Annotated in this window: 17 protein-coding genes, 1 rRNA gene and 1 other annotated feature; all 18 genes read left to right on the plus strand. The window is 39.7% G+C overall.

What is annotated here, in order from left to right; all coding sequences use genetic code 11:
* Nucleotides 1-90, plus strand: a 5S ribosomal RNA gene (gene rrf / locus BLR86_RS23295); the annotation flags it as partial.
* 466 nt (nucleotides 91-556) lie between these two features.
* Nucleotides 557-1,018 carry a CtsR family transcriptional regulator gene (locus tag BLR86_RS23300; protein ID WP_090767515.1) on the plus strand — a complete coding sequence of 154 codons (462 nt, stop codon included), beginning with the start codon at nucleotides 557-559 and terminating at the stop codon, nucleotides 1,016-1,018.
* Nucleotides 1,019-1,048: 30 nt separating this feature from the next.
* Nucleotides 1,049-1,597 (plus strand): protein-arginine kinase activator protein McsA, encoded by a 549-nt coding sequence (locus BLR86_RS23305; protein ID WP_090767518.1) that lies wholly within the window; start codon nucleotides 1,049-1,051, stop codon nucleotides 1,595-1,597.
* Nucleotide 1,598: 1 nt separating this feature from the next.
* Nucleotides 1,599-2,669, plus strand: coding sequence for a protein-arginine kinase McsB (locus BLR86_RS23310; RefSeq protein WP_090767520.1), 1,071 nt, complete (start codon nucleotides 1,599-1,601; stop codon nucleotides 2,667-2,669).
* Nucleotides 2,670-2,685: 16 nt separating this feature from the next.
* Nucleotides 2,686-5,127, plus strand: a complete 2,442-nt coding sequence (gene clpC / locus BLR86_RS23315) for an ATP-dependent protease ATP-binding subunit ClpC (protein WP_090767524.1) — start codon at nucleotides 2,686-2,688, stop codon at nucleotides 5,125-5,127.
* Nucleotides 5,128-5,220: 93 nt separating this feature from the next.
* Nucleotides 5,221-6,603, plus strand: a complete 1,383-nt coding sequence (gene radA / locus BLR86_RS23320; RefSeq protein ID WP_090767527.1) for a DNA repair protein RadA — start codon at nucleotides 5,221-5,223, stop codon at nucleotides 6,601-6,603.
* Between the two features lie 3 nt (nucleotides 6,604-6,606).
* Nucleotides 6,607-7,680 (plus strand): DNA integrity scanning diadenylate cyclase DisA, encoded by a 1,074-nt coding sequence (gene disA, locus BLR86_RS23325; protein ID WP_090767529.1) that lies wholly within the window; start codon nucleotides 6,607-6,609, stop codon nucleotides 7,678-7,680.
* 178 nt (nucleotides 7,681-7,858) lie between these two features.
* Nucleotides 7,859-8,944 (plus strand): PIN/TRAM domain-containing protein, encoded by a 1,086-nt coding sequence (locus BLR86_RS23330; protein ID WP_090767532.1) that lies wholly within the window; start codon nucleotides 7,859-7,861, stop codon nucleotides 8,942-8,944.
* 36 nt (nucleotides 8,945-8,980) lie between these two features.
* Complete coding sequence (gene ispD / locus BLR86_RS23335; protein ID WP_090767535.1) at nucleotides 8,981-9,670, plus strand: 2-C-methyl-D-erythritol 4-phosphate cytidylyltransferase; 690 nt, start codon at nucleotides 8,981-8,983, stop codon at nucleotides 9,668-9,670.
* A gap of 2 nt (nucleotides 9,671-9,672) precedes the next feature.
* Entirely contained in the window at nucleotides 9,673-10,149 is a 477-nt protein-coding gene (ispF, locus tag BLR86_RS23340) for a 2-C-methyl-D-erythritol 2,4-cyclodiphosphate synthase (protein ID WP_090767542.1), read from the plus strand.
* A gap of 75 nt (nucleotides 10,150-10,224) precedes the next feature.
* Nucleotides 10,225-11,682, plus strand: a complete 1,458-nt coding sequence (gene gltX / locus BLR86_RS23345; protein ID WP_090767545.1) for a glutamate--tRNA ligase — start codon at nucleotides 10,225-10,227, stop codon at nucleotides 11,680-11,682.
* Nucleotides 11,683-11,729: 47 nt separating this feature from the next.
* Nucleotides 11,730-11,972 (plus strand) — a binding site (T-box leader).
* 342 nt (nucleotides 11,973-12,314) lie between these two features.
* The gene (cysE, locus tag BLR86_RS23350; protein WP_090767548.1) at nucleotides 12,315-12,983 is read left to right on the plus strand and encodes a serine O-acetyltransferase; all 669 of its coding nucleotides are present in this window, start codon (nucleotides 12,315-12,317) and stop codon (nucleotides 12,981-12,983) included.
* A complete protein-coding gene (cysS, locus tag BLR86_RS23355) occupies nucleotides 12,964-14,361 on the plus strand; it encodes a cysteine--tRNA ligase (RefSeq protein WP_090767551.1) in 1,398 nt (465 codons plus the stop codon). Before cysE ends, cysS begins: the two co-directional genes overlap by 20 nt.
* A 3-nt stretch (nucleotides 14,362-14,364) precedes the next feature.
* A complete protein-coding gene (locus tag BLR86_RS23360; RefSeq protein WP_090767554.1) occupies nucleotides 14,365-14,787 on the plus strand; it encodes a Mini-ribonuclease 3 in 423 nt (140 codons plus the stop codon).
* Nucleotides 14,784-15,533, plus strand: coding sequence for a 23S rRNA (guanosine(2251)-2'-O)-methyltransferase RlmB (gene rlmB / locus BLR86_RS23365; protein ID WP_090767557.1), 750 nt, complete (start codon nucleotides 14,784-14,786; stop codon nucleotides 15,531-15,533). The genes BLR86_RS23360 and rlmB overlap by 4 nt, the downstream gene beginning before the upstream one ends.
* Before the next feature lie 2 nt (nucleotides 15,534-15,535).
* Complete coding sequence (locus BLR86_RS23370) at nucleotides 15,536-16,045, plus strand: NYN domain-containing protein (protein WP_090767560.1); 510 nt, start codon at nucleotides 15,536-15,538, stop codon at nucleotides 16,043-16,045.
* A 71-nt stretch (nucleotides 16,046-16,116) separates the two neighbouring features.
* Complete coding sequence (gene sigH / locus BLR86_RS23375) at nucleotides 16,117-16,767, plus strand: RNA polymerase sporulation sigma factor SigH (RefSeq protein ID WP_090767563.1); 651 nt, start codon at nucleotides 16,117-16,119, stop codon at nucleotides 16,765-16,767.
* 108 nt (nucleotides 16,768-16,875) lie between these two features.
* Complete coding sequence (gene rpmG / locus BLR86_RS23380; RefSeq protein WP_090767566.1) at nucleotides 16,876-17,022, plus strand: 50S ribosomal protein L33; 147 nt, start codon at nucleotides 16,876-16,878, stop codon at nucleotides 17,020-17,022.
* Nucleotides 17,023-17,064 lie beyond the last annotated feature (42 nt).

The raw sequence follows: 17,064 nt of genomic DNA on the forward strand, positions 1-17,064 counted from the left end.
ACCCGTTCCCATACCGAACACGGAAGTTAAGCTTCTTTGCGCCGATGGTAGTTGGGACTTTGTCCCTGTGAGAGTAGGACGTTGCCAGGCAAAACGAAACACAACCGAATGAAGGTTGTGTTTTTTTGTGTTGTTTGGAAAAAATAGTGAGGTAACGGATTATAGGAGAATCGTGCCCGAGAGGCGATATTTTTATTGAAAGAGGAAACGATAGTCGGAGAGTCGTGCCCGAGCGGTGGTGTTTTTATTGAAAGAGGGAACGATAGCCAGAGAATCGTGCCCGACCGATGACGTTTTTACTGAAAGAGGGAACAATAGTCGGAGAATTGAACCTTGTGGTGTAACCTGTTTCCTTCAACGGGTCTTTCTAAGATAGATGGTAAACCAACCCCCAACCCCAATTCCAAACCACAACTAATTTCCTAAAAACATATTTAACAGGTTTCGTGCCTGCAAAAAATGGAGAAAATCATTAGTAGCATGTTGTTTGCAACTACATAAAATTTTCAGTATAATTAAAGTCAAATATAGTCAAAGTCAAAAAGGGGGTGGGAAGATGAGGAACATCTCCGATATTATTGAAAAGTATTTAAAGCAAGTGTTAGAAATGAGTGAAAAGGAACATGTTGAAATAAAGCGTAGTGAAATTGCTGATAAATTTCAATGTGTCCCGTCGCAAATCAATTATGTTATTAATACACGGTTTACTATTGAGCGGGGGTATATCGTAGAAAGTAAACGCGGTGGAGGCGGGTATATTCGAATCATGAAGGTCCAGTCCCATGATTTAGTCGATCTAATTGATCATTTGCTATCACTCATTAATATTCGTATTGCACAAACTACAGCAGAAGATGTTATTTTTAGACTTGTTCATGAGGAGATAATTACAAAACGAGAAGCAAAAATTATGTTAAGTGTCATTGATCGTTCTGTTCTATATATTGATCTTCCATTCCGAGATGAATTAAGAGCCAGAATGTTGAAAGCGATGTTAACATCACTGAAATATAAATAATTTATACCAGCTAGAGAGGTGAAATGAGTAATGATTTGCCAAGATTGTAATCAAAGACCTGCTGCACTGCATTTTACAAAAATCATCAACGGTGAAAAAACCGAAGTAAATCTTTGCGAAAAATGTGCTCAAGAAAAGGGCGAGATGTTTATGATTACTGGAGGATCTGGTTTTACTTTTAATAACCTTTTAGCAGGTCTATTAAATATTGATCCTTCTGTTCAGAAACAAAATCAAAATACCTTTCATCAAGAAGAAATTCTTCAATGTAATGGATGTTCGATGACATTTCCACAATTTATAAAAGTTGGGCGTTTCGGATGTGCGCATTGCTATGAAACATTTAAAGAACAGCTTCCACCAGTCTTAAGAAGACTTCACAGCGGAAATTGGTCCCATAGCGGCAAAATCCCGCAGAGAATTGGCGGAGGAATTCAACTAAGAAAACAGGTTGAAAATCTTAAGAATGAATTAAAGGATTTAATCCAACAAGAGGAATTTGAAAAGGCTGCTATGATAAGAGATGAAATTCGCATGCTCGAAAAAGACTTATCAGACAGCAATAAGGGAGGGGAATAACGTGTCGCTTGAACGCTTTATCAATCAAGCAGTCAGCTCGTGGATGAGTGAGGAGGGACCAGACTCAGATATTGTCCTTAGTTCCCGAATCCGTTTAGCCCGAAACTTTGATAACGTTAAGTTTCCAACATTATTTTCTCACGAAGAAGCACAATCGGTTATTTTAAAAATGGAAGAAATACTCCGTGAATCAAATTTCTCTAAGTTCGGGCAAATCGAATTACTGAAAATCGATGAATTACAACCGCTGCAAAAAAGAGTTTTAGTAGAAAAACATTTGATTAGTCCTAACTTGGCAGAGGAATCGCCCTATGGTGCAGTTCTATTAACCGAAAATGAAGAAGTTAGTATTATGTTAAATGAAGAGGATCACATTCGCATACAGTGTCTGTTTCCGGGGCTTCAACTAACAGAGGCGCTGGATGCAGCTAATGAAATAGATGATTGGCTTGAAAGTCACATTCACTTTGGCTTTGATGAGAAGCATGGCTATCTAACAAGCTGCCCTACAAATGTTGGAACAGGACTTCGTGCTTCCGTAATGATGCACTTACCTGGTCTAATGTTGACACAGCAAATTAATCGCATCATTCCTGCTATTAATCAACTGGGATTGGTTGTAAGAGGGATCTATGGTGAGGGGAGTGAAGCACTCGGAAATATATTTCAGATTTCCAATCAAATCACATTAGGAAAATCAGAGGAAGATATTTGCCGAGACCTTAAGGGTGTTGTAAGTCAGTTAATTTCACAAGAAAGGTCCGCTCGTGAAGCATTACGCAAAACTTCTAACATACAATTAGAAGATAGAGTATTCCGATCTTACGGGGTGTTAACTAATTGCAGGGTCATTGAAACAAAAGAGGCTGCAAAGTGCCTATCTGATGTTCGTTTAGGAATTGATATGGGGTACATTGAGGATTTACCTAAGAATATATTGAATGAACTAATGATTTTAACACAGCCTGGCTTTTTGCAGCAGTATGCCGGAGGGCATTTACGACCAGATGAAAGAGACATAAGACGAGCAGCATTAATTCGAGAACGACTAAAAATGGAGCAAGAAAAATAGTGAGGAGGAATGGAATATGATGTTTGGCCGTTTTACTGAAAGAGCTCAAAAAGTATTAGCTTTAGCACAAGAGGAAGCAATTAGACTTGGGCATAATAATATTGGGACAGAACACATTTTATTAGGGTTAGTCCGTGAAGGAGAAGGCATTGCTGCAAAAGCACTTTATGGGCTAGGTTTAGGTTCTGAAAAGATCCAAAAGGAAGTTGAATCGTTAATCGGGAAAGGCCAAGAAGCATCCCAAACGATCCACTATACACCAAGAGCGAAAAAGGTAATTGAATTATCGATGGATGAAGCTCGAAAATTAGGACATTCTTATGTTGGAACTGAACATATTCTCCTAGGTTTAATCCGTGAAGGAGAAGGTGTCGCTGCAAGAGTTCTTAATAATCTCGGAGTAAGCTTAAATAAAGCACGACAACAGGTTTTACAATTACTAGGTAGTAATGAATCAGGCGGGCATCAGGGAGGCGCATCAGTAAGTGCGAATACCCCAACCCTCGACAGTCTTGCAAGAGATCTAACTTCTATTGCTAGAGAAGGAAGTTTGGATCCTGTTATTGGCAGAAGTAAGGAAATTCAGCGTGTAATTGAAGTGTTAAGCCGCCGTACAAAAAACAACCCCGTATTAATTGGCGAGCCTGGTGTTGGTAAAACGGCTATCGCGGAAGGTCTTGCCCAACAAATTGTCAATAATGAAGTTCCGGAAATTCTTCGTGATAAGCGGGTTATGACCCTTGATATGGGAACAGTAGTAGCTGGTACCAAATATCGTGGAGAATTTGAAGATCGATTGAAAAAAGTAATGGATGAAATTCGCCAGGCAGGTAATATCATCCTCTTTATCGATGAATTACACACATTGATTGGAGCCGGGGGAGCTGAAGGGGCCATTGATGCTTCTAATATCTTAAAACCATCCTTGGCCCGTGGAGAACTGCAATGTATCGGTGCAACTACTCTTGACGAGTATCGTAAATATATCGAAAAAGACGCAGCGTTAGAACGCCGCTTTCAGCCGATCCGTGTTGAGGAGCCAACAGCTGATGAGTCTGTCCAAATATTAGAGGGTCTTCGAGATCGCTATGAAGCCCATCACCGGGTATCCATTACGGATGCAGCAATTGAAGCTGCGGTTAAGCTATCAGATCGCTATATTTCTGACCGGTTCCTGCCCGATAAAGCGATTGACTTAATTGATGAAGCAGGTTCAAAGGTTCGTTTACGCTCTTATACGACTCCTCCCAATTTAAAAGAATTAGAAGTTAAGCTTGATGAAGTACGTAAAGAGAAGGATTCTGCTGTTCAGAGTCAAGAATTTGAAAAAGCTGCTTCGCTAAGGGATACTGAACAACGACTTCGCGAACAGCTGGAAGAAACCAAGAAAACATGGAAAGAAAAACAAGGAAAAGAAAACAGTGAAGTTACTGTTGAAGATATTGCAAGTGTAGTATCGAGCTGGACTGGTATACCGGTTTCAAAACTCGCTCAAACAGAAACAGCTAAATTGCTTAATTTAGAGGAAATCCTGCATTCCCGGTTAATTGGCCAAGAGGAAGCGGTTAAGGCTGTTTCCAAAGCGGTTCGTCGTGCACGAGCAGGCTTAAAGGATCCGAAACGTCCAATTGGCTCTTTTGTATTCCTCGGGCCTACAGGGGTAGGGAAAACCGAATTGGCACGAGCACTTGCAGAAGCAATGTTTGGTGATGAGGACGCCATGATTCGTATCGATATGTCTGAATACATGGAGAAGCACTCCACCTCTCGTTTGGTTGGATCTCCTCCTGGGTATGTGGGCTATGAAGAAGGCGGTCAATTAACGGAAAAAGTAAGAAGAAAACCGTATTCCGTTATCCTGCTTGATGAAATCGAAAAAGCACACCCAGATGTATTTAATATTCTATTGCAAGTTCTCGAGGATGGTCGTTTAACAGATTCTAAAGGTAGAACCGTTGATTTCCGCAATACAGTTCTGATTATGACCTCTAACGTCGGAGCAGAAGCGTTGAAACGTAACAAGTATGTTGGTTTTAATATTCAAGATGGCGAGCAGAATTATAAGGATATGAAGGGTAAGGTAATGGAAGAATTGAAAAAGGCCTTCCGTCCAGAATTCTTAAACCGTATTGATGAAATTATTGTCTTCCATGCTTTGGAGAGAAAGCATCTAGAAGAAATTGTTACGCTTCTGTCTGACCAGTTAGTGAAACGTCTTAAAGAGCAGCATATTTCTTTAGAATTAACAGAAGCAGCGAAGGCAAAAATTTCTATAGAAGGCTACGACCCAGAGTACGGTGCCCGTCCATTACGCAGGGCTATTCAAAAGCATATTGAAGACCGTCTCTCTGAGGAGCTGTTAAAAGGTACAGTATTAACGGGTCAGCATGTTATTATTGATGTAGATAATGGTGAATTCTTAGTTAGAACAGCAGAAAAAACGACGCTGACTAAATAACTATTATTCAAATGAACGAACAACTAAAAGGGGTACACGATACTAGTTCGACCGTGTACCTCTTTTTGTATTTAGAGTCAGGGGTAGATAGAAATGGCCAAACGTAAAACGAAATTCATGTGTCAGGAGTGCGGGTATGAATCTCCTAAATGGATGGGAAAATGCCCTGGTTGTGGGGAATGGAACAAGATGGTGGAGGAAGTTGAGGTAACTGGCGGGAATAGAAGAGGTGCCTTTGCACATTCTAGTGGCGGCTCTGCAATATCAGCCAAACCAACTCCTATTACAGCTATTGAATCTTTGGATGAACCGAGGATTCTTACCGATTTACATGAGCTTAATCGTGTTTTAGGCGGAGGAGTTGTTAAGGGCTCGCTCGTGCTAATTGGCGGTGATCCTGGTATCGGTAAGTCAACCCTCCTTTTACAGGTGTCATCTCAACTTGCATATAAAGGTAATCAGGTTTTATACATATCCGGTGAGGAATCTTTGAGACAAACAAAGCTTCGTGCAGAAAGATTAGGGATAAAATCTGAAAATCTCCTCGTTTATTCTGAAACAAATTTAGATGAAATTAGCCGAAACATTGAAAGTACAAATCCAAGCTTTGTTATTATTGATTCTATTCAAACGATATTTCATCCGGAAGTCACATCTGCACCTGGTAGTGTTTCTCAGGTCCGTGAGTGTACATCAGAGTTAATGAGAATAGGAAAAACCAAAGGGATTGCCATTTTCATTGTTGGTCATGTAACAAAGGAAGGCTCGATTGCCGGTCCAAGACTACTCGAACATATGGTTGATACCGTCCTCTACTTTGAAGGGGAACGACACCATACGTATCGAATTCTGCGTGCCGTAAAAAATCGTTTTGGCTCAACAAATGAAATGGGAATTTTTGAAATGAAAGAATTTGGACTAGAAGAAGTGGCAAATCCATCGGAAATCTTTCTTGAAGAGAGATCACAAGGTGCTGCAGGATCAACAGTAGTTGCGTCAATGGAAGGCACCCGGCCGGTACTGGTTGAAATCCAAGCTTTAATTTCTCCAACAAGTTTTGGGAATCCAAGGAGAATGGCAACGGGGATTGACCATAACCGTGTACCATTATTAATGGCTGTATTAGAGAAGCGAATGGGAATGCTGCTTCAGAATCAAGACGCGTACCTTAAGGTAGCAGGTGGAGTAAAATTAGATGAACCAGCCATTGATTTAGCGATTGCCGTAAGTATTGCATCAAGCTTTCGGGATAAACCTACGAGGGCAACAGATTGTATTATAGGTGAGGTTGGGCTAACTGGGGAGGTAAGAAGGGTCTCTAGAATTGAACAACGCGTTCAGGAAGCGGCAAAATTGGGTTTCGAACGGGTTATCTTACCTGCTAATAATTTAGGGGGCTGGCAAAGTCCGAAAGGTGTAGAATTAGTCGGCGTCTCTACCGTAGCTGAAGCTTTAAAAGCAGCGTTGGGGGTGTAGTATATGGAAAATAGAAAGCTAGGTGAACAAACCGTAAGCGAAGTTTTACAGTTTATTGCCCCAGGTACACCGATTCGTGAAGGAATCGATAATGTACTTAGGGCAAATACCGGCGGGCTAATCGTAGTTGGTTACAATGATAAAGTTAAAAGTATTGTAGATGGAGGATTTCAAATTAATTGTCCATTTTCGCCGAGTTATCTATATGAGTTAGCAAAAATGGATGGCGCGATTATCCTTAATGAATTAGGAAATACGATTCTAATTGCGAATGCCCAACTGGTTCCGGATTCAGACATTTCCGCATCAGAAACAGGTATGAGGCACCGGACTGCTGAAAGAGTGGCTAGGCAGACAAAAGCACTTGTCATTGCTATTTCCCAAAGACGAAATGTCATCACCCTCTATCAAGGAAACTTCCGTTATGCCTTAAAAGATATTTCAGTGATCCTAACAAAGGCAAATCAGGCCATTCAAATGCTGGAAAAGTATAAATCAGTCCTAGGGCGAAGTATTGCCAATCTGAGTATTTTAGAGTATGAAGAATCGGTTACATATAACGATTTCTTACTTGTTCTTCACCGATTTGAAATGGTGCTTAAAATAAAAAATGAACTTATTACTTACTTAAATGAACTTGGCACTGAGGGCAGGCTTATTCGTCTGCAAATGAATGAGATTCTAACCGATTTAGAAGAGGAGACGTCTCTTATTATTAAAGATTATGCTCTCGAGCGAAATATTAAGGAAAAAGATGTTCTTAAACGAATGCAGGTATTAACTAGTAATGGAACATTAGATGATATTGCTATCCTGAAACTAATGGGGTATCAAGGGTATATTCCTCTTGATGAAAATAAACATCCCCGCGGATATCGGATTCTCAACAAAATCCCTCGACTGCCTATTGTTATTATTGAAAATATTATTAACCGCTTCGGTGAGTTTTCAAAAATTATCGTGGCTAGTGTTGAACAGCTGGATGACGTTGAGGGGATAGGGGAAATTCGAGCAAAAAAAATTAAGGAAGGGTTAAAATTAATAAAAGATCGCTTATATACTGAGCGGCAATTATAAATCTAATTTTTAAAAACAATTTCCATATATTTGACAGAGATTTTCCCCAATGCTACCCTTGAAGGGGAAATTTGCTATGAAAACGGTGACCATTTAATTTGCTATTTTATAAAAATAATCAAGAAACAAAGGTTTCATTTTTGGGAATATGTTTATAATGAATAGAGGAGGTGAAGGAATGTTAAAACGTATTGTGCAAGCATGTTTTCTCATTACAGGCGGGACTCTTGGGATATTATTGATTCCGCTATTGCTAGAATTAATTAAAATGAATGACATTCCAATAATCAGTAGCTCGTATGCCACGGCTATTCTAGGTGCAATTATTTTTTATCTTATTACTTTTTGGGCAGTAGATTATGTACTTGAGTTTATTAAATGGGCAGAAGATTCACTGGTGAAAATCCCGGTAACAGATGTGATTTTTGGCAGTTTAGGATTAATCTTTGGCTTGTTAGTAGCCTTTTTATTCGGATTTGCTCTAAATGCAATTCAAGAGCCTATACTAAATGCGGTCGCTCCTCTTTTACTGACATTATTATTTGGTTACTTAGGCTTTCAGGTCGGATTTAAGAAAAGAGATGAGCTTTTAAATCTATTTGGCAGCCGTGGCAAGAAGAAGGGTGGAGAAGAAGATTCTGAACAGGCGGAGGGTCAGTCGCTTAAGATCCTAGATACTAGTGTAATTATTGATGGTCGTGTGGCTGATATTTGCCAAACAGGATTTTTAGAAGGAACAATTGTCATTCCTCGCTTTGTACTCGAGGAACTACAGCATATTGCTGATTCATCTGATGTCCTAAAGCGAAATAGAGGCAGACGTGGACTAGATATATTAAATCGGATCCAAAAAGAACTTGCGATTAAAGTAGAAATTTATGAAGGCGATTTTGATGAAATTCAAGAAGTGGACAGCAAACTAGTGAAACTAGCTAAGATTACGAATGGGATGCTTGTTACCAATGACTTTAATCTTAATAAAGTATGTGAATTACAGAACGTTTCAGTATTGAATATTAATGATTTAGCCAATGCTGTTAAACCAGTTGTTTTACCAGGGGAAGAGTTAGCCGTGCAGGTAATCAAGGATGGTAAGGAATATCACCAAGGCGTAGCATATCTTGATGACGGAACAATGATTGTGGTTGAGGAAGGCAGAGAATACATTGGAAAAAGAATTGAAGTTCTTGTTACAAGTGTTCTTCAAACATCAGCAGGAAGAATGATCTTTGCAAAACCGAAATTATTGGAAAAGGCGCTGTAGCTAGACAGACAATTAGAGATAGATGGGAGTTTTATTATGGCCTATCAAGTCATTATCCCGGCAGCGGGTCAGGGGAAGAGGATGGGAGCAGGGAAAAATAAGCTTCTGCTAGAACTGAATAACATACCTATATTAATCCATACCTTAAGGGTATTTGAAGAAGATGAATTATGTGAGGGCATCATTTTAGCTATTAGCCCACAGGATGAAGCGGAATTTAGATTATTATTAAAACAGCATAAGGTGAAGAAGGTGCTGGATTTAGTTCGAGGTGGACAAGAACGTCAAGATAGCATTTATAATGCATTGAAAACGGTAAAGACCGACGGAATAATCCTTGTTCATGATGCAGCTCGTCCTTTTATTCTCAAGGAAAATATTCACCGACTACTAGATACAGCACAAGAAACAGGTGCAGCAATCATTGGAGTGCCAGCAAAAGATACCATGAAAACAGTACGCGATCATATGGTAATGGCAACTGTCGAAAGATCTAGCTTGTGGGCTGTCCAGACCCCACAAGCTTTTCGTTTTTCCGTTTTGTATAAGGCCTATGAACAGGCAGAAATGGATTCCTTTATTGGTACGGATGATGCAAGTTTGGTAGAGCGAATCTCTCATCCAGTCACAATCATTGAGGGGGATTATGATAATATCAAGCTTACTACCCGGGAGGATTTATTTTTTGCCGAAGCGATAGTAAAGAAAAGACAAGGGAGTTTTTGAATATGTTTCGAATTGGTCAAGGATTTGATGTACACCAACTAGTAGAGGGCCGTCCGCTGATTATAGGCGGTATTACCATCCCCTATGAAAAAGGCCTATTAGGTCATTCAGATGCGGATGTTTTATTACATACGATTGCTGATGCGTGTCTAGGAGCTATCGGGGAAGGTGATATTGGCAGGCATTTTCCCGATACAGATCCTGAGTTTAAAGATGCGGATTCGGCTAAGCTTTTGGAACATGTATGGCAGATTGTGAAAGATAAAGGATACGAGTTGGTTAATGCAGATTGTACCGTTATTGCACAGAAGCCCAAAATGGCACCGTACATCGAGCAAATGAAAGAGCGGATTGCTCAGTTATTAGATGCCGAACTAGAACAAATTAACGTGAAGGCAACTACCACAGAGAAACTAGGCTTTACTGGCCGTGGTGAAGGAATTGCTTCACAAGTGGCAGTTTTACTAAAAAAGATGTAATTGTCTTTATTGCTGAAATCCACAATGGTAAAATAAATCAGATATAGAAAATCACAGGTATACGGAGGCATAATGATGTCAAATGAAGTTCGTGTAAGGTATGCTCCAAGTCCAACTGGCCATTTACATATTGGAAATGCCCGTACAGCATTATTTAATTATTTATTTGCACGTAATCAAGGTGGAAAGTTTATTATCCGCATTGAGGATACAGATAAAAAACGAAATATTGCTGGCGGTGAAGAAAGTCAATTAAAATACCTTAAATGGCTAGGTATGGATTGGGATGAAAGTGTGGATGTCGGCGGTGAATATGGACCATACCGGCAATCCGAAAGAAATGATATTTACCAAACCTACTACAATCAATTGCTAGAGAATGGTCATGGCTATAAATGCTATTGTACAGAAGCGGAAATTGAAGCGGAGAGGGAAGAGCAGACGGAGAGAGGCGAAACTCCACATTATTCTGGAAAGTGCCGTCATCTAACTGCTGAAGAACGTGCAAAATTAGAAAGCGAAGGCCGTGAGCCAAGTATAAGAATTATCGTACCAGAAGGGAAGACCTATACGTTTGATGATTTGGTAAAAGGGCCTGTATCCTTTGAATCAGAAGGAATGGGTGATTGGGTCATCATCAAAAAGGATGGGACACCAACGTATAATTTTGCGGTAACCATTGATGATTATTTAATGAAGATCTCCCATGTACTACGTGGTGATGACCATATCTCTAATACGCCTAAGCAGCTAATGGTTTATGAAGCATTAGGCTGGGAGCCGCCGATATTTGGTCATATGACTCTAATTGTAAATGAGAGCAGAAAGAAGTTAAGTAAACGTGATGAATCAATCATCCAATTCATCGAGCAATACGAAGAATTAGGCTATCTGCCAGAAGCCTTATTTAACTTTATTACGTTACTAGGCTGGTCTCCAGAAGGAGAAGAAGAACTCTTTTCAAAAGAGGAGTTTATCAAGATATTTGATGCGAGTCGTTTATCGAAATCACCAGCTTTATTTGATACTCAAAAGCTTACATGGATGAACAATCAATATATGAAAAAGGTAGACGTAGACCGAGTTTTCGAGGTATCGTTACCACATCTCGTTAAAGCTGGAAGAGTAAGTGAGAGCATAACCGAAGAGGAACAGCAATGGACCAAAAGCTTAGTTTCACTTTTACAAGAAAAAATGAGCTTTGGGGCAGAGATTGTTGAACTATCTGATATGTTCTATAAAGAGGAAGCCGAATACGAAGAGGATGCCAAGGAAATATTATCAGGGGAAACAGTTCCTGAAGTCCTAAAGGCATTTTCTGATGAGCTTGAAAAGCTTCCGCATTTTAAAGCTGACGAAATTAAGGCGGCAATGAAGGCAGTGCAAAAATCAACTGGCCAAAAGGGGAAAAACTTGTTCATGCCAATCCGTGCAGCAGTTTCAGGGCAAACCCACGGTCCAGATTTACCACAAGCCATTGAACTTTTAGGAAAAGAAAAGGTTCAGAAGAGAATAAAAAAAATTATTGGTTAACATTGGCGCCAAAATGTAATATAGTAAAAGAAATAAACTTTCTATATGAAAAAATGTAGAAGAGGAAAAGTAGAATATGATGCTTTAAAGAGAAGACCATCACCGGCTGAAAGTGGTTTAAGCCTCTCATGTTTGAACATGCACCTCTGAGTCCCATTTCGAAAGGATGAGAATCTGTATAGACATGGGCGGAACCTTTCCGTTAACAGGTAGAGTGAGACCAATGTAAGCCGAATGGATAAAGGCTTACGGTCTAATCAGAGTGGAACCACGCAAAATGCGTCTCTGTCGTTATGACAGGGGCGTTTTTTATTTTATTGGCTGTGTGTTAAAGGATATTGTTGATTTTAAAACCTGTTGATTTGAGTGGAAGGCGCTCGACTCCTGCGGGAGGACGGGGCGGGGGAGACCCCGCAGGCGCTTCAGCGCCGAGGAGGCTCCCCGGACCGCCCGCGGAAAGCGTAGCGCCTCGTTACAGGCACAGACCGCCTGTCACTGCGGTGATTATTCAAAGAAGCTTTCCTTAGTGGAGCTCAAATCAACAGTCAAGTTTAACACAGCCATTTTATTAGAAACAAGATGGGGACTATTTTACAAAGACACTCCATTACATTTAAGGGGGAAATGAGAACATGTTCAAAAGAATGAAGGAGGATATTGAGGTTGTTTTTGAACAAGATCCTGCAGCAAGAACTCACTTAGAAGTTATCCTGACGTATTCAGGCTTACATGCAATTTGGGGGCACCGAATTGCACATGCATTTTTCAAGCGAAAGTTTTATTTTCTTGCACGGGTCATTTCTCAAATAAGTCGGTTCTTCACAGGTATTGAAATCCATCCAGGTGCAAAAATAGGCAGGAGATTATTTATTGATCACGGTATGGGGATTGTTATTGGAGAGACTTGTGAAATTGGTGATAATGTAACCATATTTCAGGGTGTGACACTTGGGGGAACCGGAAAAGAGAAAGGCAAGCGTCATCCAACTATAAAAGATAATGTATTAATTGCTACAGGTGCAAAGGTTCTAGGCTCTATAACAATCCGGGAGAATTCGAAAATTGGTGCAGGTTCTGTTGTATTAAAGGAAGTACCCCCTAATTCAACCGTTGTTGGCGTTCCTGGCAGGGTAGTTATCCAAAACGGCAAACGAATTGGCAAGGACTTAGATCATTGTAATCTTCCTGATCCTATTGCAGATCGTATTACAGATTTACAAATTGAAATAATTGAGTTGAAAGAAGAGTTGATCGAATTGAAGAGAGAAAGGAATAAAGTGAATGACCATTCAGCTGTATAATACACTAACCCGTAAAAAAGAAGTATTTGTCCCGCTCGAAGAAGGAAAAGTAAAAATGTATGTTTGTGGTCCGACCGTCTATAATTATATTCATATCGGTAATGCACGTCCGGCAATTGTTTTTGATACGGTTCGCCGTTATTTTGAGTATCGAGGATATGACATCCAATATGTATCTAATTTTACAGATGTAGATGATAAATTAATCCGTGCTGCCAATCAGCTTGGAGTGGATGTCCCAACGGTTGCTGACCGGTTTATTCAAGCGTATTTTGAGGATGTAACAGCATTAGGCTGCAAACATGCGGATGTCCATCCACGTGTAATGGATAATATGGAGATCATTATTGAATTTATTGATTCTCTCATTCAAAAGGGCTATGCCTATGAATCAGAAGGGGATGTCTACTTCCGAACACGAAGTTTTAATGGTTACGGCAAGCTGTCTCACCAATCGATTGATGACCTGCAGGTAGGTGCCAGGATTGAGGTTGGGGAGAAGAAACAAGATGATTTAGATTTTGCCTTATGGAAGGCAGCAAAAGAAGGGGAAATCTATTGGGAAAGCCCATGGGGAATTGGACGGCCAGGCTGGCATATTGAATGCTCGGCAATGGCAAAGAAATATCTAGGTGAAACGATTGATATTCATGCTGGTGGTCAAGATTTAACGTTTCCGCATCATGAAAATGAAATCGCTCAATCAGAGGCACTTTCTGGAAAAACCTTTTCCCGCTACTGGATGCACAATGGATATATTAATATTGACAATGAAAAAATGTCAAAATCACTTGGGAACTTTGTTTTAGTACATGACATTATCCAACGGCATAATCCACAAGTGTTACGATTTTTTATGCTATCTGTTCATTACCGCAATCCAATCAACTATAGTGAAGAGTTATTGGAAAGTACAAAGGCGGCCTTTGACAGATTAACTACCTCTTATCAAAATCTAAAGCATCGGAAAGAATCAAGTACAAATCTAACAAAAGATAATAACGAGTGGTTAGACAAGATTGCATCCTTACAGGAAGAGTTTATTAATGCGATGGATGATGACTTCAACACTGCGAAGGCTATTTCCGTCATCTTTGACCTTTCGAAGCTGGCTAACTACTACCTTTTAGAAAAAAATACAGCAATAGAAGTGATCGATAAATTCACTCAAAAATTTGATGAATTATTTAAGGTATTGGGCCTGACGCTTGAAACAACAGAAATGCTGGATGAAGAAATAGATGCATTGATTGAAAAAAGAATCCAAGCTCGCAAAGACCGTAATTTTCAGCTTTCCGACCAAATCAGGGATCAATTAAAGGAAATGAATATTATCTTAGAAGATACACCACAGGGTACAAGATGGAAAAGAGGCTAATTCATGCTTGATTATCAAGAAAAACTAGATGCCAAACAATTGAATAGTCTTGCACTAGCATTTATGGGTGACGCTGTCTATGAGACGTATGTCAGACGTCACCTTCTGCAAAGCGGGAGGGTAAAACCAAACCTTCTACACCGTGAAGGGACAACGTATGTTTCTGCAAAGGCACAATGCCAAGTACTATTTCAAATGATGGATAAAAATCTCCTGTCAGAAGAAGAATTAGCGGTGGTCAAGCGCGGACGTAATGCCAAATCAGGCACAGTCCCTAAAAATACGGATGTTCAAACGTATCATTACAGTACCGCTTTTGAAGCCTTAATGGGATTTTTATATTTAACGGATGAAACAGAGCGATTGGAAGAACTTATCGTAAAGTCCTTTGAGTTTGTTGAAAAAGGAAAGGAGGAACAAGCATGAACGAGAACAATGATTATATCATTGGGAAAAATCCAGTTATGGAGGCGTTAAGGTCAGAACGGGATATCAATAAAATACTAATTGCAGAATCTTCCCAGCGTGGTCAAATGCAGCAGTTAATTCAATTAGCGAAAGAATCAAATGTTATTGTACAATTTGTCCCAAAGAAAAAGATTGATCAAATATCTGATGAAAACCATCAAGGGGTACTTGCTTATGTTGCTGCTTATCAATATGCGGAGATCGATGATTTATTTGCAGCAGCAGAAAAGAAAAATGAACCTCCTTTCTTTTTGTTATTAGATGAAATCGAGGACCCTCATAATCTAGGTTCCATCATGCGAACAGCTGATGCGGCCAGCGCCCATGGAATTATTATCCCGAAAAGAAGAGCGGTTGGGTTAACAGCAACAGTCGCGAAAGCGTCTACAGGTGCCATCGAGCATATTCCAGTCGTCCGTGTTACCAATATGGCAAGAACCATTGATGAATTAAAGGAGCGCGGTCTTTGGATTGCGGGTACCGACGCTAGTGGAAAACAAGATTATCGTCAACTGGATGGAACAATGCCACTTGGTTTAGTGATTGGAAGCGAAGGAAAGGGTATGGGCAGGCTGATACGAGATAAATGTGACTTTCTCATCAATCTGCCGATGGCTGGAAAGGTAACTTCATTAAATGCATCTGTTGCAGCAGCAATATTAATGTATGAGGTATATCGCAGGCGGCATCCTCTTGAGGGATAGAAATGGATATTTTGCTGGTTGATGGATATAACATTATTGGGGCATGGCCGGAGCTAAAGGTACTAAAAGACCATGATTTACCCGCAGCTCGGGATCATTTGGTTGAGAGGATGGCAGAATACCAAGCTTATTCAGGCTATCGTGTCATTGTTGTCTTTGATGCCTATTTTGTGCAAGGGACAGAGAAAAAGTATAAAAATCATAAAGTTGAAGTCATTTTTACCAAGGAAAATGAAACAGCAGATGAGCGGATTGAAAAAATGGCAATAGCCCTAAATAATAGAAGGACACAAATTCATGTGGCTACCTCTGATTTTACTGAGCAATGGGCAATTTTTGGACAAGGTGCGTTAAGGAAATCTGCTCGTGAACTGCTGATTGAGATGTCTTCAATTGAAAAAGGAATAGAAAAAAAGGTAAAAAATATTCAAGAGAAACAACCAATCTCAAAGATACCGATTAGTAACGAAGTGGCAGAAATTTTTGAAAAATGGCGCAGAGGTGAAAAGTAAGCGTTGACGTTCAAAAGTTTCGAGCAGTATAATAATACTATCTATGCTTGTTCGGTGGAGGGGGATCTTAATTGGGTACAGACTTCGGGGAAAAAAGCAACAAGCTATTTTTTTCATTGGAAGACGAGGAAATTGTTGATCAAGTGCACCAAGGTAATAGTGAGGCATTGGACTACTTAATTCACAAATATCGTAATTTTGTACGTGCAAAGGCAAGATCCTACTTCTTAATCGGAGCGGATAAGGAAGATATTGTTCAAGAGGGTATGATTGGGCTTTACAAGGCAATTCGAGACTTTCGTGAGGACAAGCTTACTTCATTCAAAGCATTCGCTGAATTATGTATCACCCGGCAAATTATTACGGCTATAAAAACAGCAACAAGGCAAAAACATATTCCGTTAAATTCCTATGTATCATTGGACAAGCCAATTTATGATGAAGAATCGGACAGAACCTTAATGGATGTTCTATCCGGAGCAAAGGTTCTCGATCCGGAAGAATTAATCATTAATCAAGAAGAATTTGATCATATAGAGGTAAAGATGACTGAATTATTAAGTGATTTGGAACGAAAAGTGTTAGCGCTTTACCTTGATGGCCAATCTTATCAAGAAATTTCAGAAGAACTAAATCGACATGTTAAATCAATTGATAACGCCTTGCAGCGTGTGAAAAGAAAATTAGAACGGTATTTAGAGATTAGGGAATTTAGTTTGTAGTTTTAAACTATGTCAATTATATGAATCGGTTCTCATATGCAGTTGACAATAAATAGGTGTCATGTTACATTTTTAAAGATGTAAAGATGGGGATGAAGGTGTCGAAATATGAGTAAAAAAGTTATCCTAGCATGTGCTGACTGTGGATCACGCAATTATACAACTAATGCCAATCAACAGCAATTAGAACGATTGGAACTAAAGAAATATTGCAAAACATGCGCCTCCCATACAATCCACCGAGAAACAAAATAATTTTATTTTATTCATACTAGCAATGTTATTCCGATAGTTGGA

Origin of the sequence: Bacillus sp. OK048 (assembly GCF_900103525.1) — a bacterium.
In the GTDB taxonomy this organism is placed as follows: domain Bacteria; phylum Bacillota; class Bacilli; order Bacillales; family Cytobacillaceae; genus Neobacillus.